The 22,173-nt window shown below is 74.2% G+C and carries 23 protein-coding genes; 15 read left to right on the forward strand and 8 right to left on the reverse strand.

Features of this window, described 5'->3' with window-relative positions; all coding sequences use genetic code 11:
* Positions 1 to 8: 8 nt before the first annotated feature.
* Both murC and msrB read left to right on the forward strand, forming a co-directional pair.
* Positions 9 to 1,397, forward strand: a complete 1,389-nt coding sequence (gene murC / locus CNQ36_RS25895; RefSeq protein WP_121547734.1) for a UDP-N-acetylmuramate--L-alanine ligase — start codon at positions 9 to 11, stop codon at positions 1,395 to 1,397.
* Between the two features lie 14 nt (positions 1,398 to 1,411).
* A complete protein-coding gene (gene msrB, locus CNQ36_RS25900) occupies positions 1,412 to 1,819 on the forward strand; it encodes a peptide-methionine (R)-S-oxide reductase MsrB (protein WP_004923561.1) in 408 nt (135 codons plus the stop codon).
* Positions 1,820 to 1,833: 14 nt separating this feature from the next.
* Here the strand turns inward: msrB and CNQ36_RS25905 are convergent, their stop codons facing one another.
* Positions 1,834 to 3,174 carry a hypothetical protein gene (locus CNQ36_RS25905; RefSeq protein WP_121547735.1) on the reverse strand — a complete coding sequence of 447 codons (1,341 nt, stop codon included), beginning with the start codon at positions 3,172 to 3,174 and terminating at the stop codon, positions 1,834 to 1,836.
* A 113-nt stretch (positions 3,175 to 3,287) separates the two neighbouring features.
* Between CNQ36_RS25905 and CNQ36_RS25910 the strand changes: the two genes are divergently transcribed.
* Complete coding sequence (locus CNQ36_RS25910) at positions 3,288 to 4,547, forward strand: molybdopterin-dependent oxidoreductase (RefSeq protein ID WP_121548600.1); 1,260 nt, start codon at positions 3,288 to 3,290, stop codon at positions 4,545 to 4,547.
* A gap of 14 nt (positions 4,548 to 4,561) precedes the next feature.
* On the forward strand, positions 4,562 to 4,996 hold the full coding sequence (locus CNQ36_RS25915) for a hypothetical protein (protein ID WP_228313085.1): 435 nt from the start codon (positions 4,562 to 4,564) through the stop codon (positions 4,994 to 4,996).
* 104 nt (positions 4,997 to 5,100) lie between these two features.
* Here CNQ36_RS25915 and CNQ36_RS25920 read toward each other — a convergent pair whose 3' ends face one another.
* The 3 genes from CNQ36_RS25920 to CNQ36_RS25925 are packed head-to-tail and all read right to left on the reverse strand — an operon-like array spanning position 5,101 to position 7,141.
* Positions 5,101 to 5,805 carry a class I SAM-dependent methyltransferase gene (locus CNQ36_RS25920; RefSeq protein ID WP_228313086.1) on the reverse strand — a complete coding sequence of 235 codons (705 nt, stop codon included), beginning with the start codon at positions 5,803 to 5,805 and terminating at the stop codon, positions 5,101 to 5,103.
* Entirely contained in the window at positions 5,802 to 6,422 is a 621-nt protein-coding gene (locus CNQ36_RS35385; protein WP_228313087.1) for a TIGR04282 family arsenosugar biosynthesis glycosyltransferase, read from the reverse strand. The genes CNQ36_RS25920 and CNQ36_RS35385 overlap by 4 nt, the downstream gene beginning before the upstream one ends.
* The gene (locus tag CNQ36_RS25925) at positions 6,419 to 7,141 is read right to left on the reverse strand and encodes a glycosyltransferase family 2 protein (protein ID WP_121547737.1); all 723 of its coding nucleotides are present in this window, start codon (positions 7,139 to 7,141) and stop codon (positions 6,419 to 6,421) included. The genes CNQ36_RS35385 and CNQ36_RS25925 overlap by 4 nt, the downstream gene beginning before the upstream one ends.
* Positions 7,142 to 7,245: 104 nt before the next feature.
* On the opposite strand from CNQ36_RS25925, the gene CNQ36_RS25930 reads away from it, so the two are divergent.
* Positions 7,246 to 7,974, forward strand: coding sequence for a response regulator transcription factor (locus tag CNQ36_RS25930; protein ID WP_121547738.1), 729 nt, complete (start codon positions 7,246 to 7,248; stop codon positions 7,972 to 7,974).
* Between the two features lie 3 nt (positions 7,975 to 7,977).
* Positions 7,978 to 9,090 (forward strand): sensor histidine kinase, encoded by a 1,113-nt coding sequence (locus CNQ36_RS25935; protein WP_121547739.1) that lies wholly within the window; start codon positions 7,978 to 7,980, stop codon positions 9,088 to 9,090.
* Position 9,091: 1 nt separating this feature from the next.
* On the opposite strand, the gene CNQ36_RS25940 is transcribed toward CNQ36_RS25935, so the two are convergent.
* The 3 genes from CNQ36_RS25940 to CNQ36_RS25950 all read right to left on the reverse strand — a co-directional run bounded on the left by CNQ36_RS25940 (position 9,092) and on the right by CNQ36_RS25950 (position 12,324).
* On the reverse strand, positions 9,092 to 10,093 hold the full coding sequence (locus CNQ36_RS25940; RefSeq protein WP_121547740.1) for an NAD-dependent epimerase/dehydratase family protein: 1,002 nt from the start codon (positions 10,091 to 10,093) through the stop codon (positions 9,092 to 9,094).
* 96 nt (positions 10,094 to 10,189) lie between these two features.
* Entirely contained in the window at positions 10,190 to 11,638 is a 1,449-nt protein-coding gene (locus CNQ36_RS25945; protein ID WP_121547741.1) for a sensor histidine kinase, read from the reverse strand.
* Complete coding sequence (locus tag CNQ36_RS25950; RefSeq protein WP_084828105.1) at positions 11,635 to 12,324, reverse strand: response regulator transcription factor; 690 nt, start codon at positions 12,322 to 12,324, stop codon at positions 11,635 to 11,637. Before CNQ36_RS25950 ends, CNQ36_RS25945 begins: the two co-directional genes overlap by 4 nt.
* A gap of 149 nt (positions 12,325 to 12,473) precedes the next feature.
* On the opposite strand from CNQ36_RS25950, the gene CNQ36_RS25955 reads away from it, so the two are divergent.
* From CNQ36_RS25955 to CNQ36_RS25965, 3 genes are read left to right on the forward strand one after another with little or no spacing between them, the layout of a single operon-like run.
* Positions 12,474 to 13,814 (forward strand): ferredoxin reductase family protein, encoded by a 1,341-nt coding sequence (locus tag CNQ36_RS25955; RefSeq protein WP_121547742.1) that lies wholly within the window; start codon positions 12,474 to 12,476, stop codon positions 13,812 to 13,814.
* A gap of 37 nt (positions 13,815 to 13,851) precedes the next feature.
* The gene (locus CNQ36_RS25960) at positions 13,852 to 14,250 is read left to right on the forward strand and encodes an FMN-binding protein (protein ID WP_121547743.1); all 399 of its coding nucleotides are present in this window, start codon (positions 13,852 to 13,854) and stop codon (positions 14,248 to 14,250) included.
* 1 nt (position 14,251) lies between these two features.
* On the forward strand, positions 14,252 to 14,998 hold the full coding sequence (locus CNQ36_RS25965; RefSeq protein WP_121547744.1) for an FAD:protein FMN transferase: 747 nt from the start codon (positions 14,252 to 14,254) through the stop codon (positions 14,996 to 14,998).
* Here CNQ36_RS25965 and CNQ36_RS25970 read toward each other — a convergent pair.
* Entirely contained in the window at positions 14,995 to 15,753 is a 759-nt protein-coding gene (locus CNQ36_RS25970; protein WP_121547745.1) for a FadR/GntR family transcriptional regulator, read from the reverse strand. The genes CNQ36_RS25965 and CNQ36_RS25970 overlap by 4 nt on opposite strands.
* A gap of 235 nt (positions 15,754 to 15,988) precedes the next feature.
* On the opposite strand from CNQ36_RS25970, the gene CNQ36_RS25975 reads away from it, so the two are divergent.
* From CNQ36_RS25975 to CNQ36_RS26000, 6 genes are read left to right on the forward strand one after another with little or no spacing between them, the layout of a single operon-like run.
* Positions 15,989 to 17,356, forward strand: coding sequence for an MFS transporter (locus tag CNQ36_RS25975; protein WP_050782363.1), 1,368 nt, complete (start codon positions 15,989 to 15,991; stop codon positions 17,354 to 17,356).
* Positions 17,353 to 19,083, forward strand: a complete 1,731-nt coding sequence (locus tag CNQ36_RS25980; RefSeq protein ID WP_121547746.1) for a dihydroxyacetone kinase family protein — start codon at positions 17,353 to 17,355, stop codon at positions 19,081 to 19,083. The genes CNQ36_RS25975 and CNQ36_RS25980 overlap by 4 nt, the downstream gene beginning before the upstream one ends.
* A gap of 11 nt (positions 19,084 to 19,094) precedes the next feature.
* A complete protein-coding gene (locus CNQ36_RS25985) occupies positions 19,095 to 19,568 on the forward strand; it encodes a ribose-5-phosphate isomerase (protein WP_121547747.1) in 474 nt (157 codons plus the stop codon).
* Positions 19,568 to 20,347, forward strand: a complete 780-nt coding sequence (locus CNQ36_RS25990) for a triose-phosphate isomerase family protein (RefSeq protein ID WP_121547748.1) — start codon at positions 19,568 to 19,570, stop codon at positions 20,345 to 20,347. Before CNQ36_RS25985 ends, CNQ36_RS25990 begins: the two co-directional genes overlap by 1 nt.
* A complete protein-coding gene (locus CNQ36_RS25995; RefSeq protein ID WP_040905903.1) occupies positions 20,347 to 21,147 on the forward strand; it encodes a sugar phosphate isomerase/epimerase family protein in 801 nt (266 codons plus the stop codon). The genes CNQ36_RS25990 and CNQ36_RS25995 overlap by 1 nt, the downstream gene beginning before the upstream one ends.
* A complete protein-coding gene (locus CNQ36_RS26000; protein WP_121547749.1) occupies positions 21,147 to 22,022 on the forward strand; it encodes a phosphogluconate dehydrogenase C-terminal domain-containing protein in 876 nt (291 codons plus the stop codon). Before CNQ36_RS25995 ends, CNQ36_RS26000 begins: the two co-directional genes overlap by 1 nt.
* Positions 22,023 to 22,173 lie beyond the last annotated feature (151 nt).

Below are 22,173 nucleotides of genomic sequence, written 5' to 3' on the forward strand. Positions count from 1 at the left end.
GAACACGCATGGCACCCGGCCTTCCTACCGCCATGGACCGACCGCACTTCATCGGCATCGGCGGCGCCGGGATGTCGGGCATCGCCAAGATCCTGGCGCAGCGCGGCGCGAAGGTGGCCGGCAGCGACGCGAAGGACTCGGCGACGGCGGACGCGCTGCGCGCGCTCGGCGCCACCGTGCACATCGGGCACGCCGCCGGGCACCTCGCGGACGACGCGAGCTGCGTGGTCGTCTCCTCCGCGATCCGCGAGGACAACCCCGAACTGGTCCGCGCGGCCGAGCTGGGCATCCCGGTGGTGCACCGCTCCGACGCCCTCGCCGCCCTGATGGACGGCCTGCGCCCGATCGCGGTGGCCGGCACCCACGGCAAGACCACCACCACCTCGATGCTGGCCGTCTCGCTGACCGCGCTGGGCCGGGAGCCGTCGTACGCGATCGGCGGCGACCTGGACGCCCCCGGCTCCAACGCGCTGCACGGCGGGGGCGAGATCTTCGTCGCCGAGGCGGACGAGTCGGACCGCAGCTTCCACAAGTACGCTCCCGAGGTCGCGATCATCCTCAACGTGGAACTGGACCACCACGCCAACTACGCCTCCATGGAGGAGATCCACCAGTCCTTCGAGACGTTCGTCGGCCGGGTCGTGCCGGGCGGCACGCTGGTGATCTCCGCGGACCACGAGGGCGCCCGCGAGCTGACCCGCCGGCTGGACGGCTCGGTGCGCACGGTGACGTACGGCGAGTCGGCGGACGCCGACGTGCGGGTGCTGTCGGTGGTCCCGCAGGGGCTGAGGAGCGAGGTGACCGTCGAGCTGGACGGCGCCCCGCTCACCTTCACCGTGTCGGTCCCCGGCCGGCACTACGCCCACAACGCGGTGGCCGCGCTCGCCGCCGGCGCGGCCCTGGGCATCCCGGCCGCCGAGCTGGCCCCGGCGCTGGCCGCGTACACCGGGGTGAAGCGGCGCCTCCAGCTCAAGGGCGAGGCGGCGGGCGTGCAGGTGATCGACTCCTACGCGCACCACCCCACGGAGATGACCGCCGACCTGGAGGCGATGCGCGCCGCCGCGGGTGACGCCCGCATCCTCGTCGTCTTCCAGCCTCACCTGTTCTCCCGCACCCGTGAGCTGGGCAAGGAGATGGGCCAGTCCCTGTCGCTGGCCGACGCCTCGGTGGTGCTGGACATCTACCCGGCGCGCGAGGACCCGATCCCCGGCGTCACCAGCGAGCTGATCATCGAGGCGGCCCGGGCGGCCGGCGCGGACGTCACCGCCGTGCACGACCAGGCGGAGATCCCCGAGGTGGTCGCGGGAATGGCGAAGCCCGGTGATCTCGTTCTCACCATGGGAGCGGGCGACGTCACCGACCTCGGCCCGCGCATCCTGGACCGTCTGCCGAAGTAAGGGGCCTGAGTCTCATGCCGTACGACGTGGAGAAGCCGGACGAGGAGTGGCGCGCGGAACTGTCCCCGTCCGAGTACGCCGTCCTGCGCCAGGCGGCCACGGAACCCGCCTTCACCGGCGAGTACACCGACACCAAGACCGAGGGTGTCTACTCGTGCCGCGCCTGCGGCGCCGAGCTGTTCACCTCGGGCACCAAGTTCGAGTCGCACTGCGGCTGGCCGTCCTTCTACGACCCGAAGGACACCGACGCCGTGGAGCTGATCGAGGACCGGTCGCACGGAATGGTGCGCACCGAGGTCCGCTGCTCCCGCTGCGGATCCCACCTCGGTCACGTGTTCGAGGGTGAGGGATACCCGACCCCCACGGACCAGCGGTACTGCATCAACAGCGTCTCGCTGCGACTGCAGCCCGCCGGGGACTGACCCGTGCCTGCTGCTCACCAGCCGGTGAGCAGCAGGTGGTTCAGGAGCAGCGCCAGGACGGCCTGCCCGGCCAGCCAGGCGCGCGCGCCCGGCAGGAAGGCGGCGGCGGGGAGCAGCCAGAAGGCGAAGGGCAGCCAGATGCGCTCCGTCTCCGCCTTGCTCATCCCGGACAGATCGGCGATCAGCAGCGCGACCAGGGCGGCCCCCGCGAGCAGCGCCAGACGGGGAGCGGCCGCACGGGGCGGCAGGCCGCGGACCCCGGTCAGCAGGCCCCCCGCCCTGCGCAGCCCGGCCACCGTCGCCGGGCCGGTGATCAGCACCGTGCACGCGAGATTGGCCCACACCCAGTACCCGTACGGGCGTACCCCGCCCGCCCCCTGGTGGTAGCGGGTGACCAGCAGCCGGTAGGCCTCCCACCAGTCGAACCCCAGCGCGGTGAACACGGCCGGCACCACCAGGAACCCGGCGGCCGCGTACGGCAGCGCCGGCAGCCGCCGAGTCCCCAGCAGCAGGACCGCCGCGCCGATCACCGCGAACAGGGTGAGCCCGTACGACAGATACACGGTGAGCCCGGACAGCAGTCCCGCGCCGAGGCCCGTCCGGGCCGGGTGGCGCCCGGTCACGGCGAGGGCGAACAGGGCGATCGCCCAGGCGGCCACCGCGGTGAAGAAGCCGTCGGCCGACGTGCCCACCCACACCGCCGCCGGGGCCAGGACCAGGAAGGGCGCGGCGCGGCGGGCGAGGGATTCGTCGGCCAGCCGGCGTACGGCGATCAGGACCGCGACCGCCGCCGTGGTGCCCGTGGTGATGACGAAGGCGCCCGCCCACCCCCCGCCGCCCAGGCCGGCCCGGTCGAGGAGGACGAAGACCAGGGTGGCGCCCGGCGGATGCCCGGCGACGTGGGCGGGCCAGTTGTCGGGGCTGTCGAGCAGGATGTGGGCGTCGAAGGTGCGGAGGGCGGCGGGGACGTCCCGGAAGCGGTCGACGGCCCGCAGATACTCGTGCGGGGTGGTCAGCTGCCCCGCGACACCCCGGTGCCAGCCGTCGACCAGGGCGAGCGACCAGGTCCACGCCAGGGACGCGGCCCACACCGCGAGCAGCAGCGGCCGCCAGGACAGCCGCGCCGCCAGGGACGGGCCGTACGCCACCACGGCGGCGGCGACGACCAGCGCGGCCGGAGTGCCCGGGCCGGTGTGCGGCGCCCAGTCGGCCAGCAGCGGCGGCCAGTTCACCCGGAGCGTCCCGTGGCGGTCCTGGATCCTGGCGCCGGCCAGCACGGCGGCCCCGACGAGCAGCGCGGCCGCCACTACCGCCGAGAGGTCACGGGCAGTGGCACGGGGAAGATCGCGGTTCACGCCGTCACGCTAGGCCGGAGGAGCGGCGGGATGCCGCCGACAAGGGCGGATGTCAGCGTTTCGTCATCGCTCCAGGACCCGTTCACGGGGTGGTGCGGCCCTACGGTCGGCACATGGCTCGGTCCTTCCTCCCCACCCGCCCCGGGCGCGGCCCGTTCGCACCGGACTTCTGGCGCAGCCCGCTGCGCGGCCCCCGGTTCACCTCCGTGCTCGGGGTCGTCCTCCTGACCGGCGTCACCCTCGTGTTCGTGACCGGACTGCTGTCGTACGCCGCGTACAACCCCGGCCTCGCGCCGGTGAACGACAAGACGCCCGGCAAGGGGATCCTCGGCTTCTACCTCTTCCCCTGGCCCACCGACCCGCCGTGGCTGTACCGGCTCACCCAGGGGGTGCACGTCACCCTCGGCCTGGTGCTCGTCCCGGTGCTGCTGGCCAAGCTGTGGTCGGTGGTGCCCAGGCTGTTCACCCTGCCGCCGGCCCGCTCGCTCACCCACGCGCTGGAGCGGATCTCCCTGCTCCTCCTGGTCGGCGGCGCGCTGTTCGAGTTCACCACCGGCATCCTCAACATCCAGCTCGACTACGTCTTCCCCGGCTCCTTCTACCCGCTGCACTTCTACGGCGCCTGGGTCTTCTTCGGCGCGTTCCTCGCCCACGTGGCGCTGAAGGCGCCGGTGGCGTTCCGTAACCTGCGGAGGATGCGGGAAGGGACCGGCGAACGGCCCGACGACCTGGTGGCTCCCCGTCCCGGCCCGCCGACCGTGTCACGGCGCGGGGCGCTCGGGCTGGTCGGCGGCGGCTCGCTGCTCCTCTTCGCCACCTCCGCCGGGCGCAGCTTCGACGGACCACTGCGCGCGACGGCCGTCCTCACCCCGCACGGCGGCCCCGAACCCGGAGGCGGACCGGCGGGCTTCCAGATCAACAAGACGGCCGCGTACGCCGGGATCCGCGCCGCGGAGACGACCGAGGAGGCCTGGCGGCTGACCGTCACCGGGCCCGCCGGCACCGTACGGCTCAGCAGGGCCGGTCTGCTCGGCATGCCGCTGCACAGCGCCGCCCTGCCCATCGCCTGTGTGGAGGGCTGGTCCACCTCCGACCAGTGGTGGCGGGGCGTACGCCTGCGGGACCTCGCGGCGCTCGCCGGCCACGACGACCCGGTGGACGTGTACGTGGAGTCGCTGCAGCGGCACGGTGCCTTCCGGCGCGGCGCGCTGCGCGCCAACCAGGTCGCCGACCCGCGCTCGCTGCTCGCCCTGTACGTCAACGGCGAGGAACTGACCGCCGATCACGGCTATCCGGCCCGGATCATCGTCCCCGCCGCGCCCGGCGTGCTCAACACCAAGTGGGTGGCCCGGCTGACCTTCGGCGACCTGTGAGGCCGACCATGAAAATGCCTGTGGGGCGACCGTTCCCCCTGCTCGTGCTGCTCGTCTCGTTCGTCCTCTGCGGATATGCGGGTGTGCGGCTGCTCGACGGCGACTGGTTCCTGGTCGCGCTGTGGTTCGTCGGCGCGGCGTTGATCCATGACCTGGTGCTGCTGCCGCTGTACTCGGCGGCCGACCGTGCGCTGGTGAAGGGCGCCGCGCGGCGGAGGGGGTGGGTCACCTACGTGCGGGTGCCGGCGGCCCTCTCCGGGCTGCTGCTGCTCGTGTGGTTCCCGCTGATCAGCGGGCGGGTGTCGGAGCGTTACGCCGGGGTGGCGGGGCAGTCCGCGGACGGCTACGCGACGCGTTGGCTGCTGGTCACCGCCGTGCTGTTCGGCGGCTCGGCGGTGGTGTGCGCGGTGCGGACATGGCGGGGGCGCCCGCCGGCCGACGGCGCCTGAGCCCCCCGCTCCTCAGACGCCGGAGGTGCTGAATCCAGCCTCTCCGGCGTTTGAGGAGCGGGGTCTGGGGCGGAGCCCCAGGTCGGGACGCGGAGGACTCGGTCCTACTTCGCCCGGAGTGACACGAAGGAGCGACCGCCCGTCGACCACTCGGCGTCCGCACGCCAGCCCGCGGCGCTCGCGTGGCCCAGCAGGGCCCGAGTCCCGACGCGGGCCCACGCGAACGGGACTCCGGGGGCCCCGTGGGCGTCGGTGACCTGCACCAGAGCACGTTCGTCGACGTCCGGGTACGGAACCGTCTCCGCGAGCAACCGGCCGCCGGGAGCGAGAAGTTGGGCCATCCGGTCCAACAGGGCGGGTGGATCGCCGCCGATGCCGAGGTTGCCGTCCATGAGCAGGGCGGTCCCCCAGCGGCCGGTGCCGGGCAGCGGGTCGAAGACGGAGCGGAGCAGCGCCTGCCCGCCGCGCCCGGCGGTGTGCGCGACCGCGGCCTCGCTGACGTCGATGCCGAGCGCCCGGTGCCCCAGGGCCCCCAGCGCGGCGACCAGCCGTCCCGGCCCGCAGCCCACGTCCAGCACCGGACCCTCGCAGCGCCGCAGCACCTCCAGGTCCGCCGCGTCGGCCTCCGCGCACCAGCGCTCCACGTCCAGCGGCAGCAGCCATCCGTCGGCGCGCCGTAGGAACAGCGGCCCCCGTCCGGCCCGCAGGGCGTCGGCGTAGGGGTCGGCGGACCAGGCGTGTCCGGCGGCGGCAGCCGTCCGCTGCCGCCCGACGCGTGCCGTCGTGGCCGCCGCCGTACCCCCGCTCACGGGCGGGCCGCCGTCAGCCGGGCCAGCCGCGCGGCGAACCGTCCGCCGGGAGCCTCCCCGGCGACCAGCGTGGCGTCGTACGCCGTGTCCACGTCCCGCAGCCGCGGCAGCTCGCGCACCCGCAGCGACGCGAGCCGCCGCCGCTGCGCGGCTCCCGTGCCCGGGGTCGACATGGGCACCCCGCGCAGCAGCCCCGGGTCGGGTTCGGCCAGGCCGAGCGCCCAGAAGCCGCCGTCCTCGGCGGGCCCGAAGTACGCGTCGCAGTCGCCGAAGTCCACGGTGAGCAGCTCCGGGGTCACCTGCGGTGTGTCCATGCCGATGAGCAGGGACGGCCCGTCGCAGCCGGCGAACGCGGCGGCCAGCCGCTCGTCCAGCCCGCCCGCGCACTGCGGCACGACCTCGAAACCGGCCGGCAGCCAGTGTCCCGGCGCCCCGTCGAGTACCAGCACCCGGCGCCGTGCGGGCGTCCGCGCCACCACCTCCAGCGTGTCCGCGAGCGCCGCCTCGGCGAGCCCCGCCGCCTCCTCGGGGGTGAACGGAGGGGTCAGCCGGGTCTTCACCCGGCCCGGACGGGGCTCCTTGGCGATCACCAGCAGCGTGACGGACGAGGACGTCATGACGCCGCTCCCGCTCGCGCCGGAGCCTCCTGGAGGACGCGGCTCATGTCCCGTACCGCCTGGAAGGTGCCGCGCCAGGTGCCGGTCACCTTGGAGGCGCCGGTGCGCGGGGAGTACGGGACGTCGTGCTCGACGACGCGCCAGCCGGCGTCGGCGGCGCGCACCACCATCTGCAGCGGATAGCCGCTGCGCCGGTCCGTCAGGTCCAGGGCGAGCAACTCCTCACGCCGTGCCGCCCGCAGCGGGCCGAGGTCGCGCAGCCGCAGCCCCGTGCGGCGGCGCAGCAGCCGGGCCAGCGCGAGGTTGCCCGCGCGGGCGTGCGCCGGCCAGGCGCCCCGCGTCCGCGGCCGCCGCCGGCCCAGCACCAGGTCGGCCCGGCCGGCCCGCACCTCACGCACGAACGGCACCAGGTCCGCCGGGTCGAGCGAGGCGTCGCAGTCGCAGAAGCAGACGATGTCGGCCGTGGCGGCGGTCAGCCCGGCATGGCAGGCGGCGCCGAAACCGCGCCGCTCCTCGTGCACGACGGTCGCGCCGAGCGCGCGGGCGACGCCGCCGGAGCCGTCCGTCGAGCCGTTGTCCACGACGAGGGCGCGCCAGCCGGGCGGGACGCGTTCCAGCACCCACGGCAGCGCCGCGGCCTCGTCGAGGCAAGGGAGGACGACGTCCACGGACGGCGGGGCCGGTTCCGGGGCGGGGGAGGAAGTGGTCACGGCTCTCACCCTACGAACCCGAAACGGGCATAACGGGCAGCGGCTCCTTACGAAACGCGGACGCCGGCGGCCGGACCGCGCCGCTCGCGCGCGCGTGGTGCGAGGCTGACCGCATGGAGCAGCGAACACCGGACGCCGAGGCCGGGGCCCGGGTCCTCGTCGTCGACGACGACCCCACCGTCGCCGAGATCGTCACGGGCTACCTCGACCGCGCCGGATACGTCGTCGACCGGGCCGGCGACGGCCCCGGCGCGCTCGCCCGGGCGGCGGCCCACTGGCCGGACCTCGTCGTCCTCGACCTGATGCTGCCCGGCATGGACGGCCTGGAGGTGTGCCGCAGGATGCGCGGGCGCGGGCCCGTGCCGGTCATCATGCTCACCGCGCGGGGCGACGAGGACGACCGCATCCTCGGCCTGGAGGTCGGCGCGGACGACTACGTCACCAAGCCGTTCAGCCCGCGTGAGCTGGTGCTGCGCGTGGAGTCCGTGCTGCGCCGCAGCCGCCCGGCGTCGGCCGCCGCGTCCGGGCCGCTGCGGGCCGCCGGTCTCGCCGTCGACCCCGCCGCCCGGCGGGCCACCAAGCGGGGAGCCGAACTCGCGCTCACGGTGCGCGAGTTCGACCTCCTCGCGTTCTTCCTGCGGCACCCCGGGCGGGCCTTCGCGCGCGAGGAGCTGATGCGTGAGGTGTGGGGCTGGGACTTCGGCGACCTGTCCACCGTGACCGTCCATGTGCGGCGGCTGCGCGGCAAGGTCGAGGACGATCCCGCGCGGCCCCGGCTGGTCCAGACCGTCTGGGGCGTCGGCTACCGCTTCGACGCCGCCGCCGTTTCCGGGGAGGAGTGACCGGTGCGGGACACCCTGCTCATCGCCCTGTTCGCCTTCCTCGGCGCCGCCGCGGCCGGACTGCTCGGGGCGTGCGTGCTGCTGCTGATCCGGCGGTGGTCGCTGACCGCCCACCTCGCGGTGGTCGCCGGGGTCGGGGTGGCGGCGATGCTCGCGGGCACCCTGGCCGTGGCCCGGGCCATGTTCCTGTCGGCGCACGACCTCAGCGTGGTGACCACGGTCGTCGCCATGGCCGCCGTGGTCTCCACGGTCACCGCGCTGCTGCTGGGCCGCTGGGTCGTCGCCCGCAGCCGCGAACTGGCACTCGCCGCACGGTCGTTCGGAGACGGCGGGAGCTTCGCCGCACCCGCCCGGGCGTCCACCGCCGAACTCGCCGCGCTCAGCCGCGAACTGGAGGCGACCAGCGCCAGGCTGGCCGAGTCACGGGACCGCGAACGCGCCCTGGAGTCCTCCCGCCGCGAACTCGTCGCCTGGATCTCCCACGACCTGCGCACCCCGCTCGCCGGACTGCGTGCGATGGCCGAGGCGCTGGAGGACGGCGTCGCCGCCGAACCGGACCGCTATCTCGGACAGATCCGCACCGAGGTGGAACGCCTCAACGACATGGTCGGCGACCTCTTCGAACTGTCCCGCATCCACGCCGGCGCGCTGACCCTCTCGCTCTCCCGGATATCCCTGTCCGACCTGATCGGCGACGCGCTCGCCGGCGCCGACCCGCTCGCCCGTGAGCACGGCGTCCGGCTGGTCGGCGACCGGGGGGAGCCGCTGCCCGTGGAGGCGGACGGCCGGGAGATGAGCAGGGTGCTGGGCAACCTGCTGGTCAACGCGATCCGCCGGACCCCGGCCGACGGCACGGTCGCCGTCGCCGCGCGGCGCTCCGACGAGGGCGTGGTGGTGTCCGTGACCGACGGCTGCGGCGGCATCCCCGAGGAGGACCTGCCGCGCGTCTTCGACACCGGCTGGCGCGGCACGCACGCCCGCACCCCGCCGGCCGGCGCGGGCCTCGGCCTCGCCATCGTCCGCGGCATCGTCGAGGCCCACCGCGGACACGCCACCGTCCGCAACGTCACCGGCGGCTGCCGCTTCGAGGTGACGCTCCCGGCGACGGAGGGCTGACTCAGCCGTCCCGCAGCCCCGCCGACGCGAACTCCCGCATGCCCTCCTCGAAGCCGACCTCCGGCTTCCAGCCGAGCGCGGCGCGCAGCCGCGAGGAGTCCGCCGTGATGTGGCGGACGTCGCCCAGGCGGTACTCCCCGGTGACGACCGGGTCGGGACCGCCGTACGCCGAGGCCAGGGCACCGGCCATCTCGCCGACCGTGTGAGGCGTACCGCTGCCGGTGTTGTACGCGGTGAAGGACCCGGCGGCGGAGTCCGCCGTCAGCGCGGCGACGTTCGCCGTCGCCACGTCCCGTACGTGGACGAAGTCCCGGCGCTGACGGCCGTCCTCGAAGACGCGCGGGGCCTCGCCGCGGGCCAGCGCCGAGCGGAAGAAGGAGGCGACGCCCGCGTACGGGGTGTCCCGGGGCATACCGGGGCCGTAGACGTTGTGGTAGCGCAGTGACACCGCCGAACCGCCCGTCGACCGGGCCCAGGCGGCGGCCAGGTGTTCCTGCGTCAGCTTGGTCGCGGCGTAGACGTTGCGCGGGTCGGCCGGGGCGTCCTCGTCCACCACACCGGGCGCGAGGTCGGCCCCGCACGCCGGGCAGGCGGGCTCGAAGCGCCCCGCCGCCAGATCGGCGACGGCCCGCGGTCCGGGACGCACCGCCCCGTGCCGGGCACAGGCGTAACGGCCCTCGCCGTACACCACCATCGACCCGGCCAGCACCAGCCGCCGCACCCCCGCCTCCGCCATCGCGGCCAGCAGCACCGCCGTACCCAGGCCGTTGCGGGAGACGTACTCCGGCGCGTCGGCGAACCCCGTGCCGAGGCCGACCATCGCCGCCTGGTGGCAGACCGCGTCCACACCGGACAGGGCGTCGCGGACCGCGCCCGGGGAGCGCACGTCCGCCACCGGATCGGTGCGGACGTCGAGGACGACGGGCTCGTGCCCGCGCGTCCGGAGCGCCTCGACGACATGGGACCCGATGAACCCGGCACCGCCGGTGACCAGTACACGCATGCGCCCACGCTAGGCCCGCCCCGGGCCGGACGGCGGGGCCGCGCCGGGCACGTCACCGCTCCGTAAGACCGCCCGGCCCGGTCCGGCGCCCGGCCGTCAGGGTCCGCCGTCCAGCGGCAGCCGTACGGTGAAGACCGTGGCGCCGGGGCCGCCGCTCAGTTCGACGTCCCCGCCGTGGGCCCGCACCAGTGACCGGGCGACGGCGAGGCCCAGCCCGCTGCCGCCCCGGTCCCGGCTGCGGGCCTTGTCGACCCGGTAGAACCGGTCGAAGACCCGCTCCCGGTCCTCCGCAGGGATGCCGGGCCCCTCGTCGCCGACCCGCACCAGCGCCCAGCCGCCGGAGACCTCGACGCCGGCCGACACCCGGGTGCCTGCCGGGGTGTGCACGGCGGCGTTGGTCAGCAGGTTGTCCAGCACCTGCCGGACCCGCTGCGGATCCAGCCGCAGCCGCGGTGCGGCGCCGGGCCCCGCCGTCACCGTCAGCGGATGACCCGGATGGCTCGCGCGGAACGCGTCGGCGGCCTGCTGGACCAGCTCCACCAGGTCCGTGTCGGCCGTCCGCAGCGGCGCCTCCACCTCCGCCGCGTCCAGCCGGGCGAGCAGCAGCAGATCGTCCAGCAGCACCCCCATCCGGGCGGCCTCCGCGCGCAGCCGGGCCAGATGCCGGTCCCGTTCGGCGGGTTCGTTGGCGGCGGCGTACTGGAACAGGTCCGCGTAGCCGCGTACCGACATCAGCGGGGTGCGCAGCTCGTGCGAGGCGTCCGCGACGAACCGGCGCAGCCGCTGCTCCGCCTCCGCGCGCACCGCGAGGGAGTCGTCGATGTGCTCCAGCATCGTGTTGAACGCGGTCCGCAGCTCCGCCACCTCCGAACCGCCGTCCCGCCCGTCCGCGCGCAGCGGCAGCCGGGCCGCCGACTCGGTCAGGTCGTGCGAGGCGATGCCGTGCGCGGTGTGCGCCATGTCGCCCAGCGGCTTCAGCCCGCGCCGCAGCATCCGCCGCCCGAACACCACGAGGGCCAGCAGCGCGAGGGCGAACACCACGACCTGCACCGTGATCAACTGCTCGACGGTCTCCTCCACGTCCTCCACCGGCGCGGCGCTCACCAGCACCACCCCCGGTTCGACCTCGCAGCCGCGCAGCCGGTACGTGCCCTCCCCCTCGATGCGCGCGGTGCGCGTCAGCTCGCTGTCGGAGTGCGCCATCGCCCGCGCGAGGTCCGCCAGGGCGCGGGTGTCGTCGGGCACGTCCGAGGGCCTGCGCAGGGTGACCGCGTCGCCGGAGACGTCGTACACCGCCGTGTACCAGCCGTAGTACGGCTTGCGCCGGACCGTGCCGTGCGCCGCCGCGTCCTTGGCCTGCACGGCCTGGATCAGCTTCAGCTGGTCGCCCAGCTGGAGCTCCAGATAGTCGCGCATGTACGTGGTGAGCACCGTGCCGACGACCCCGAACACCGCCAGCGACAGCACCCCGAGGCCCAGCGCCAGCCGGGTGCCGAGCCGGGTCCGCCGGTAGGTGCCGCGCAGCCGCCGGACGAACGCGGTCACTCCGCGGCCTGCCGGATCACGTACCCGAAGCCCCGCACGGTCTGGATCAGCGGCTCGCCGGTGTCGTCCAGCTTCCGCCGCAGCCGGCTCACCACCAGCTCCACCACGTTGGAGCGGCCCCCGAAGCCGTACTCCCACACGTGGTCCAGGATCTGAGCCTTCGTCAGCACCGTCGGCGAGCGGCGCATCAGATAGCGCAGCACCTCGTACTCGGTCGGCGTCAGCGACAGCGTCCGACCGCCGCGCCGCACCTCACGGGTGTCCTCGTCCATCGTCAGGTCCCCGACCCGCAGCACCGACCGCTGGAACCCCGGCCCCGCGCTGCGCCGCAGCACCGTGCGCAGCCGGGCCATCAGCTCCTCCACGGCGAACGGCTTGACCAGGTAGTCGTCCCCGCCCCGGGTCAGCCCCGCGACCCGGTCCGCCACCCCGTCCCGTGCGGTGAGGAACACCACCGGCACCATCGTCCCGGAGCGCCGCAGCCGGTCCAGCACGCCGAAGCCGTCGACGTCCGGCAGCATCAGGTCGAGCACCACGATGTCCGGGCGGAACTCGGCGGCGCGGCGCAGCGCGTCCTCACCCGTGTTGGCGGTGACCGCCTCCCAGCCCTCGTAGCGGGCGACCGTCGCCACCAGGTCGGCTATCGGCGGGTCGTCGTCCACGACGAGGAGTCGTACTTTTTCCACCCGCCCATACTGCGGCACGCCGCTCCCGGCGCCAGAGGCGGTGCGCGACCGCGGCCCGATCGACAACCACTTGAAAGCCGGCCGACAGGAGATCGACAGCGCCTGTGACCAAGCTCGGTGTCCCAGGACCCGACCAAGGAGTTTCCGGCGTGACAGCTGTCCACTCGCCTCCCTCACCCCCCACCGCGAGGCGACGCCCCGAGACGGTGGCGCGCACCGGTCTGTACGCCCTGCTCGCCGCGAACGCGCTCGTGGTGGCCGTCCTCTTCGTCCGGGCGGGCTTCGGCGCGAACGCCCTCGTCGTACTGGGCCGCCTCACCGGCCTGTACGCCGGCCTGCTGATGGCGTTCCAGCTGCTGCTGGTGGCCCGGCTGCCCTGGCTGGACCGCCGCATCGGCATGGACCGGCTGACCCTGTGGCACCGCTGGACCGGCTTCGGACTGCTGTGGGCGCTCCTCGCCCACGTCGTCTTCATCACCTTCGGCTATGCCGGGATGTCCTCCCTGGACCCCGTGGACCAGCTCGTCGACCTCGCGGGGACCGTGGAGGGGGTGCTGCGCGCCGTCGTCGCGCTGGCCCTGATCCTCGTCGTCGGCGCGGTCTCGGCCCGCCGCGCCCGGCGCCGACTCGCCTACGAGACCTGGCACTTCATCCATCTGTACAGCTATGCCGCCGTGGTGCTGGCCTTCACCCACCAGGTCGCCGTCGGCTCCACCTTCACCGCCTCGCCCGCCGCCACCGCCTACTGGTGGGGACTGTGGGGCGCCGCCCTCACCGCGGTGCTCACCGGCCGGCTGGTCCTGCCGCTGTGGCGGAACCGGCGCCACCGCCTGCGTGTCACGGCCGTCGTCCCCGAGAACGACCAGGTGGTGTCCGTCCACATCACCGGCCGCGACCTGCACCGGCTCCCCGCCCGCGCCGGCCAGTTCTTCCTCTGGCGGTTCCTGACCAGGGACCGCTGGTGGCAGGCCCATCCGTTCTCCCTGTCCGCCGCGCCGGACGGCCGCACCCTGCGGCTCACCGTGAAGGCGGCCGGCGACGGCAGCGCCGCCCTGCGCCGGCTGAGGCCCGGCACCCGCGTCTTCGCCGAGGGCCCCTACGGCGCCTTCACCACCCTGCGCCGCACCCGCCCGGACACCCTGCTCATCGCGGGCGGAGTCGGAGTCACCCCGATCCGGGCCCTGCTGGAGGAACTGGACGGCCACGCCGTCGTCCTCTACCGCGTGCGGACCGAGGCCGACGCCGTGCTCCTCGGCGAACTGCGCGCACTGGCCCTCGCCAAGGGCGCCGAGCTGCACCTGGTCACCGGCCCGGCCGCACCGGACCGGCTCGCCCCCGCCGAGCTCTCCCGCCTCGTGCCCGACCTCACCGGCCGCGACGTCTACGTCTGCGGCCCGCCCGGCATGACGACCGCGGTGCTGCGAAGCCTGCGCGCACTGGGCGTACCGAAGCGGCAGATCCACCACGAGCGCTTCAGCCTGGCCGGATGACCTGCGCGGGGCGAAGCAGGGGAACGAGGAGAACACCGTGAAACGAGCACTGCCCGTCCTGGTCCTGACCGTCGCCGGACTGGTCCCGGTCTGGCGCTACGCCCCGTCGGCCCCGGAGCCGGCGGTCGCCGAACCCGCGCCCGTCCCCTCGGTGTCCGCCTCCCCGGGCGGCACCACCCGGGTCGTCGCGGGCCCCACCGTCGACACCGAGAAGGGCCCCGTCCAGGTCGAGGTCACCCTCGACGGCGACCGCATCGGCGCGGTGCGGATGCTCCGGCAGCCGGACCATCCGCAGACCACGGCCGCCGTGCCGGTCCTGATCGAGGAGACCCTGCGGGCCCAGAGCGCCGACGTCGACACGGTCTCCGGCGCCACCGTCACCAGCGACGGCTACCGGGAGTCCCTGCAGGCCGCCCTCGACGCGGGGGACTCCTGACGTGCGGCGCGTGGAACACGTCATGGGCTTCCCGGTGTCCCTGCGGATCGACGACGAGGGGTTCGCCGGGGCGGACGCCGTGGACGCGCTCTTCGCCTGGCTGCGCGAGGCCGACGCCCGCTTCAGCCCGTTCCGCGAGGACAGCGAGGTCTCCCGCCTGGACCGGGGGGAGCCGGACCCGGACCCGCCGACTCCCGAGCTGACCGAGATCCTCGCCCTCGCCGAGCGGTACCGGATCGCCACCGGGGGCGCCTTCGACGTAAGGCCGCCGGGCCGGCGCCTCGATCCGTGCGCGGTGGTCAAGGGCTGGGCGGTGCAGAGGGGCGCCGACCTGTTGCGGGCGGCGGGCGCGCGCCGGTTCTGCCTCAACGCGGGCGGGGACGTGGTCGCCGCCGGCGGCCCGTGGCGGGTGGGCGTACGGCACCCGGAACACGCCGGCCGGCTGTGCACCGTACTGGAGCTCACCGACGGCGCGGTCGCGACGTCCGCGCGCTACGAACGCGGCGACCACATCATCGACGCCCGCACCGGCCGCCCGGCGACCGGCCTGCTCGCCCTCACCGTGACCGCCCCCACCCTGACCGAGGCGGACGCCGTCGCCACGGCGGCCTTCGCGCTCGGCCGGGAGGGCATCGCCTGGGCGGCGGCCCGCCCCGGCTGCGAGGTCTTCGCGGTCACGGCGGCCCGCCGGGTCGTGCGCACACCGGGCTTCCCCACGACCGGACGGGCCCGGGGGACCGCGGCCTAGGGAGTGCCGTCGATGGAGGCCTGGAGGCGGGTGCTGGCCATGCGCATGTGGGCGGCCATCGCCCGGTCCGCGGCCTCCGGGTCGCGGTCGCGGATCGCCCGCAGGACCGCGTCGTGCTCGCACAGGGTGCCGCCGACCGTGCCCTCGATGTCGCTGACGCGCTCCATCCAGACCTGGAGCAGCGCCCTGATGCTGTGCAGGATGTCACTCAGCACGCTGTTGCGGGCGATACGGGCGCACTCCAGGTGGAAGGCGATGTCCGCGTCGATGAAGGCCGCCACGTCCCCCTGCGCGTCCCGCATGTGCTGGAGGTGCTCCTCCAGGCGGGCGACGTCCTCGTCGGTGGCCCGCTCCGCGGCGAGGCGGGCGGAGACCCCCTCCATGTGGGTACGGACCTCGACCAGGTCCTGGGTCCGCCGCTGGCCCAGCATCAGCCCCCAGTTGATCGCCCGGGGCAGGAACTCCGAGGTGCCCTCCCGGACGTAGGACCCGGAGCCCGGGCGGATCTCGATGATCCCGAGGACGTCGAGTGCGGAGAGGGCGCCGCGGACACTGGACCGTGCGACGCCCAGCGCCTCGGCCAGTTGCCGCTCGGCGGGCAGCCGGGTGCCGGGCCGGATGTCGCCGGCCGACAGATGGTCGAGGAGCCGCTTCGCGACCTCGCTGACGGAGGACTCGCGGACGACGGGGCGCAGCAGCTGCGCGAGATCGGGCGCGGCAGCGGCGGTCTGATCAGGCTGACTGGTCACGGTCACCAGTCAACCAGATGCCGGAATCAGGCGACTGACCAGGCAGTTCACTCCAATGAGCGGCGACTCTGTCAAGAGTGCTGTGCGCGTGGAATGTATGACGTTCACGACACTGGTAAATTGGTGACCAATTTGGGGTGGCCACATAACGTGAAAGCGATCCGGTCGGCCTCCCCCTACGGCGAGCCGCCGGCGTGACCCAACCCGGACACAGCTGTCCGGGCGAGCCGAGGAGTCGCCCATGAGTGCCGACACGCATTCCACGGCAGTCGAGAGAACTGCCATCAAGAAGGTCTCCCTACGCCTCGTGCCCTTCGTGGCGCTGATGTTCTTCGTGAACTATCTGGATCGCACGGCCATCTCGTTCGCCGAGCCGAACGGGATGGGCGCGGACCTCGCACTCACCGCCGCGCAGTTCGGCTTCGCCTCCGGGATCTTCTTCCTCGGCTACATCGTGCTCGAGGTCCCCAGCAACATGGCCCTGCACCGCTTCGGCGCCCGCCGCTGGCTGGCCAGGATCATGGTGAGCTGGGGCATCGTCTCCCTGCTGTTCACCTGGGTCTCCAGCACCGGACAGCTCTACGGCCTGCGGTTCCTGCTCGGTGTCGCGGAGGCCGGCTTCTTCCCCGGCGCGATCCTGTTCCTGAGCCAGTGGGTGCCCTCCCGGCACCGCACCAAGATCCTCGGCCTGTTCTACCTGGCCCAGCCGCTCACCACCGTCTTCGGGGCCCCGCTGGCGGGCTGGCTCATCGGCCGCCACGGCATGTTCGGCCTCGAGGGCTGGCGGGTGATGTTCCTGTTCGTCTCGCTGCCCGCGATCGTCCTCGGCCTCGTCGCGTACTTCTACCTGATCGACCGGCCCGCCGACGCCAAGTGGCTGACCCCCGCCGAGCGCGACTGGCTGACCGCGGAGCTCGCCGCGGAGAACGCGCAGAAGACCGGCCACGAGGGCAAGCACGCCAAGGGCGACCTCAAGGCCGCCTTCGGCAACGCCCGCGTCTGGGTCCTGGCGCTCGTCTACTTCGGCTTCGTCTACGGCCTCTACGCACTGGCGTTCTTCCTGCCCACGATCATCAGCGGCTTCCAGGAGCAGTACGACACCACGTTCAGCGTGATGGACAAGGCGTGGATCACCGCGATCCCGTACCTGCCCGCCGCCGTGGTGCTGTTCTTCTGGACGCGGCACGCCACCCGGCACGGCACCCGCACCTGGCACGTGGCGGGACCCGCCGTGGTCGGCGGTGTCTCCATCCCGCTCGCCCTCTACATGGGCTCGCCGACCGCCACGATCGCCGTCATCACGGTGACCGCCTCCGCCATCTTCGCGGCCCTGCCCGTCTTCTGGTCCATCCCGTCCCGGTTCCTGACCGGTGCCGCCGCGGCAGCGGGCATCGCCCTGATCAACACGGCCGGCAACATCGCCGGATTCGCCGCCGGCTACATCACCGGCTGGCTCAAGGACTGGACCGGCGCCTACTACGCACCGCTCTACCTGGTCGGCTTCTTCATGCTGCTGTCGGCCGCCCTGATGGTCCGGCTCGCCGCCCGCGACCGCACCGCCGGACCGGTCCCCGGGACCGACCGGCAGCCGATGGAGGCCCACCGATGACCCGCCTGTTCAACGACCCCACCGCCTTCGCCGACGAGGCCCTGGAGGGCTTCGCCGCAGCCCACCGGCGCTGGGTGCGGTCCGTCACCGGCGGCGTCGTCCGCGCCGGCGGGACCCCGGACGGGGAGGTCGCCGTCGTCGTCGGCGGCGGCTCGGGCCACTACCCGGCCTTCTCCGGGCTCGTCGGCCGGGGCCTCGCCCACGGCGCGGCGGTCGGCAACGTCTTCGCCTCGCCCTCCGCGCAGCAGATCCGCTCCGTGGCGCGCGCCGCCCACGGGGGCGCGGGAGTGCTGCTGATGTACGGCAACTACGCCGGCGACGTCCTGCACTTCGGACAGGCCGCCGAACGCCTGGCCGGCGAGGGCGTGGAGGTCCGCACCCTCGCGGTCACCGACGACATCTCCAGCGCCGGCCCCGGGCAGCCCGCCGAGCGGCGCGGCATCGCGGGCGACCTGCCCGTCTTCAAGGCCGCCGCCGCGGCCGCCGAGGAGGGCCTGCCGCTCGACGAGGTGCTGCGCACCGCCGAGCACGCCAATGCCCGCACCCGGTCCTTCGGCATCGCCTTCTCCGGATGCACCCTGCCCGGCGCCGGCCACCCCCTGTTCACCGTCCCCGAGGGCCGCATGGCCGTCGGCCTCGGCATCCACGGGGAGCCCGGCATCGGCGAGGAGCCGCTGCCGACCGCCGACGAGGCCGCCCGCCTCCTGGTCTCCACCCTCCTCAAGGAACTCCCCGACGACGTCCCCACCCCCGAGGGCGCCCGCACGGCCGTGATCCTCAACGGACTCGGCTCGGTGAAGTACGAGGAGCTCTTCGTCGTCTACCGCACGGTGGCCGCGCTCCTCGCGGACGCCGGCGTCGAGATCGTCGAACCCGAGGTCGGCGAGCTCGTCACCAGCTTCGACATGGCCGGTGTCTCCCTCACCCTGACCTGGCTCGACGACCGCCTGGAGCGGCTGTGGCGGGCCCCCGCCGACGCCCCCGCCCACCGCAAGGGCGCCCTCGAGGCCCCCGCGGCCGCATCCGGCCCGCGGGAGGAGGAGGCCGACGACACCGCCGCCGTCCCCCCGGCCTCCGAGGAGTCCCGGGAGGCCGCCGCCACCGTGCTCACCGCCCTGCGCGCGCTTGCCGGGACCGTCGACGAGCACGTCGAGGAGCTGGGCCGCATCGACGCCGTCGCCGGCGACGGCGACCACGGCATCGGCATGCAGCGCGGCTCCACCGCCGCGCACCGGGCCGCCGCCGAGGCGCTGGCCCTCGGCGCGGGCGCCGGCACCGTGCTCACCCGGGCCGCCGACGCCTGGGCCGACCGGGCGGGCGGCACCTCCGGCGCCCTGTGGGGCACCATCCTGCGCGCCCTGGGCACGGCCCTGGGCGACCAGGACGCCCCGACCGCGTCCCGGGTCGCCGACGGCGTCACCGAGGCGTCCGCGGGCGTCCGCCGGCTGGGCGGGGCCGAGACCGGCGACAAGACCATGGTCGACGCCCTGGTCCCGTTCGCCGACACCCTCGCCGACGCCGTCGCCGCCGGGGAACCGCTCACCGGGGCCTGGGACCGCGCCGCCACGGCGGCCGGGTCCGCCGCCGCGGCCACCGCGGAACTCCTGCCCCGCAAGGGACGCGCCCGCCCGCACGCGGAGAAGTCCCTCGGCACCCCCGACGCCGGCGCCCACTCCCTCGCTCTCATCACCCGCGCCGTGCACGGCGTACTGCACCACGACCACTGAGGAAGACCCACATGACCGACAAGCTGCGCATCGTCGTCGGATCCGACGACGCCGGATACCAGTACAAGGAAGCCCTCAGGCAGGACCTGGAGAAGCACGCACTGGTCGCCGAGGTGACCGACGTCGGCGTCGACGCCGACGGCCACACCGCGTACCCCAAGGTGGCCATCGCCGCCGCCGAGATGGTCGCCCGCGGCGACGCCGACCGCGCGCTGCTGGTCTGCGGCACCGGCCTCGGCGTCGCCATCGCGGCCAACAAGGTCCGGGGCATCCGCGCCGTCACCGCCCACGACTCCTTCTCCGTGGAGCGCGCCGTCCTCTCCAACAACGCCCAGGTGCTCACCTTCGGCCAGCGCGTCGTCGGACTCGAACTCGCCCGCCGGCTCGCCGCCGAATGGCTCACCTACCGCTTCGACGAGACCTCCGCCTCCGCCGCCAAGGTCCAGCTCATGTGCGACTACGAGAACGACGAGGCCGCCGCCTGATGCCCGGCCCCGCCCGTCCGCCCGTCCTGCTCGGGGTGAGCCTGAAGATGTACTTCGGCCACCACGAGACCCTCAACTGGGCCCGCAGGATCGCCGCCCTCGCCGCCGGCCACCCCGCCGTCACCTCCGGCGCGGCACGCCTCTTCGTCCTGCCCTCCTTCCCGGCCCTGGTCCCCGCCGCCGGCATCCTCGCCCCCTACGGCGTCGCCCTCGGCGCCCAGGACATCGCCACCGAGGACACCGGGCCGTACACCGGCGAGGTCGGCGGACCCGCGCTGAAGGAGATCGGCTGCCACTACGCCGAGGTCGGGCACGCCGAACGCCGCCGCCTGTACGGCGAGGGCGACACGGTCGTCGCCGCCAAGACGGCCGCCGCCCTGCGCAACCGGCTCACCCCCGTCCTCTGCGTCGGCGAACGCGACCGCGGCACCCCCGGGGAGGCCGCCGCGCGCACGGTCGCCGAGGCCGCCCGCCTGCTGGACGGCCTCGACGGCACCGTGGTTCTCGCCTACGAACCGCAGTGGGCCATCGGCGCCCCCGAGCCGGCCTCCGCGGAACACATCGCCGCCGTCTGCGGCGCCCTGCGGACCTGGCTGGACGACCGGCCCCGGCACGCGGGCTCGGCCGTCATCTACGGCGGGAGCGCCGGCCCCGGCCTGCTCACCCGCCTGGCCGGCAGCGCCGACGGCCTCTTCCTCGGCCGCTTCGCCCACGACCCGGCGAACGTCGGGGCGATCCTCGACGAGATCCGCTCCCCGGCCCCGGCGGCGGTGGCGTGATGGCGTACGGCATCAGCACCTACGCCTACTTCTGGCGGATCTCCGGGCGCGCGCCGCGCCCGATGACGCTCACCGAGATGCTCCGCGACACCGCGGAACTGGGCGGCCGGGTCTTCCAGATCTGCGACTACGCCCCCCTGCTGTCGTACGACTCCGCGCAGCTCGCCGACGTCCGCGCCACCGCCCGCGACCTGGGCCTCACCCTGGAACTCGGCACCCGGGGCATCGGCCCCCGCCATCTGCTCGCCTTCCTCGACAAGGCAGGCGAACTGGGCGTCACCCTGGTGCGGTCCATGCTCAACACCGCCGGCCACCGGCCGGACACCGCCGAGGCCGTGACCCTGCTGAAGGAGTCCGTGCCCCGCTACGAGGCGGCCGGCGTCACCCTCGGTCTGGAGACCTACGAGCAGGTCTCCACCGACGACCTGCTCACCGTCGTGCGCGGCGTCGGCAGCGAGCACCTCGGGGTCGTCCTCGACCCCGGCAACAGCGTCGCCCGGCTGGAACGCCCCGCCGACGTGGTCGCCGCCACCGCACCGCACGTGGTCAACATCCATGTGAAGGACTTCGCCTTCACCCGGCGCGACGGCTGGGTCGGCTTCACCTACGCGGGATGCCCGCTCGGCGAGGGCCTCCTGGACTACGACGGCATGATCTCCGCCGTCCGCCCCGCCGAGCGGGGCCTCAACCAGATCGTGGAGCACTGGCTCCCGTGGCAGGACGAGGGCTACGACGCCACCGCCCGGCTCGAACACCAGTGGACGCAGCACAGCATCAACACCCTTCTGAGGAGCGAGTAATGGCCACCGAGATCGAAACCAGGGCCGACGTGAAGACCGTCGCCGTCATCGGGGCCGCCGGCAAGATGGGCCAGCGTGTCTCCAACAACCTGGTCGAGAGCGACTTCCGGGTGCTCTTCAGCGAGGCGTCCGCCAAGGGCCAGGAACTGATCCGCGGCCTCGGCCGCGAACTGACCGGGTCCGCCGACGCCGTCGCCGAGGCCGACGTGGTCGTCCTCGCCGTCCCGGACGTCGTCCTCGGCACGGTCTCCGCGGAACTCGTCCCGCTGATGAAGCCGGGCACCGTCGTGCTCACCCTCGACCCGGCCGCCGCCTACGCCGGCCTGCTCTTCTCCCGCGACGACATCCACTACGCCTGCGCCCACCCCTGCCACCCGTCGGTGTTCCTGGAGCGCACCACCCAGGAGGAGTGGCAGGACACCTTCGGCGGCATCGCCGCCCCGCAGGAGGTCGTCGCCGCGTACGAGGGCGGGGACGACGCCAGGCGGGAGCTGGCCGAGTCCGTCATCCGCGTGATGTACGCGCCCGTCGTCGACGTCCACTGGGTCACCGTCAAGCAGCTCGCCGTGCTGGAGCCCACCCTCGTGGAGACCATCGCCTGCATGGTCGGCGCCCTGCTCACCGAGGCGCTGCACGAGACGGTCCACACCGTCGGCGTGCCCGAGAAGGCCGCCCGCGCGATGCTGCTCGGCCACACCCAGGTCGCCCTCGCGAACACCCTCAAGGGCTCCAACCCGTTCTCCGACGCCTGCCTGATCGCCATGGACTACGGCCGGGAGTCCATCGTCCGCGACGACTGGAAGAAGGTCTTCGAGGACGAGGAGCTCGACAAGGTCATCACCCGCATGCTGAAGATCAAGGAGATCAGGCGCTGACCCGCGGCGCCCCCCCGCACACGCCCCGGCGCCCGTGCCGCCCGTCCCGACGGCGACACGGGCGTCCGTGCTTCCAGGTGCATGTCAGGGGTGGCGTCTAGACTCGACCGGCGTCAGACCGTCAGGCCCAGGCCACAACCGTCCGCCCATC

Origin of the sequence: Streptomyces fungicidicus, from assembly GCF_003665435.1 — a bacterium.
GTDB lineage: Bacteria > Actinomycetota > Actinomycetes > Streptomycetales > Streptomycetaceae > Streptomyces > Streptomyces fungicidicus.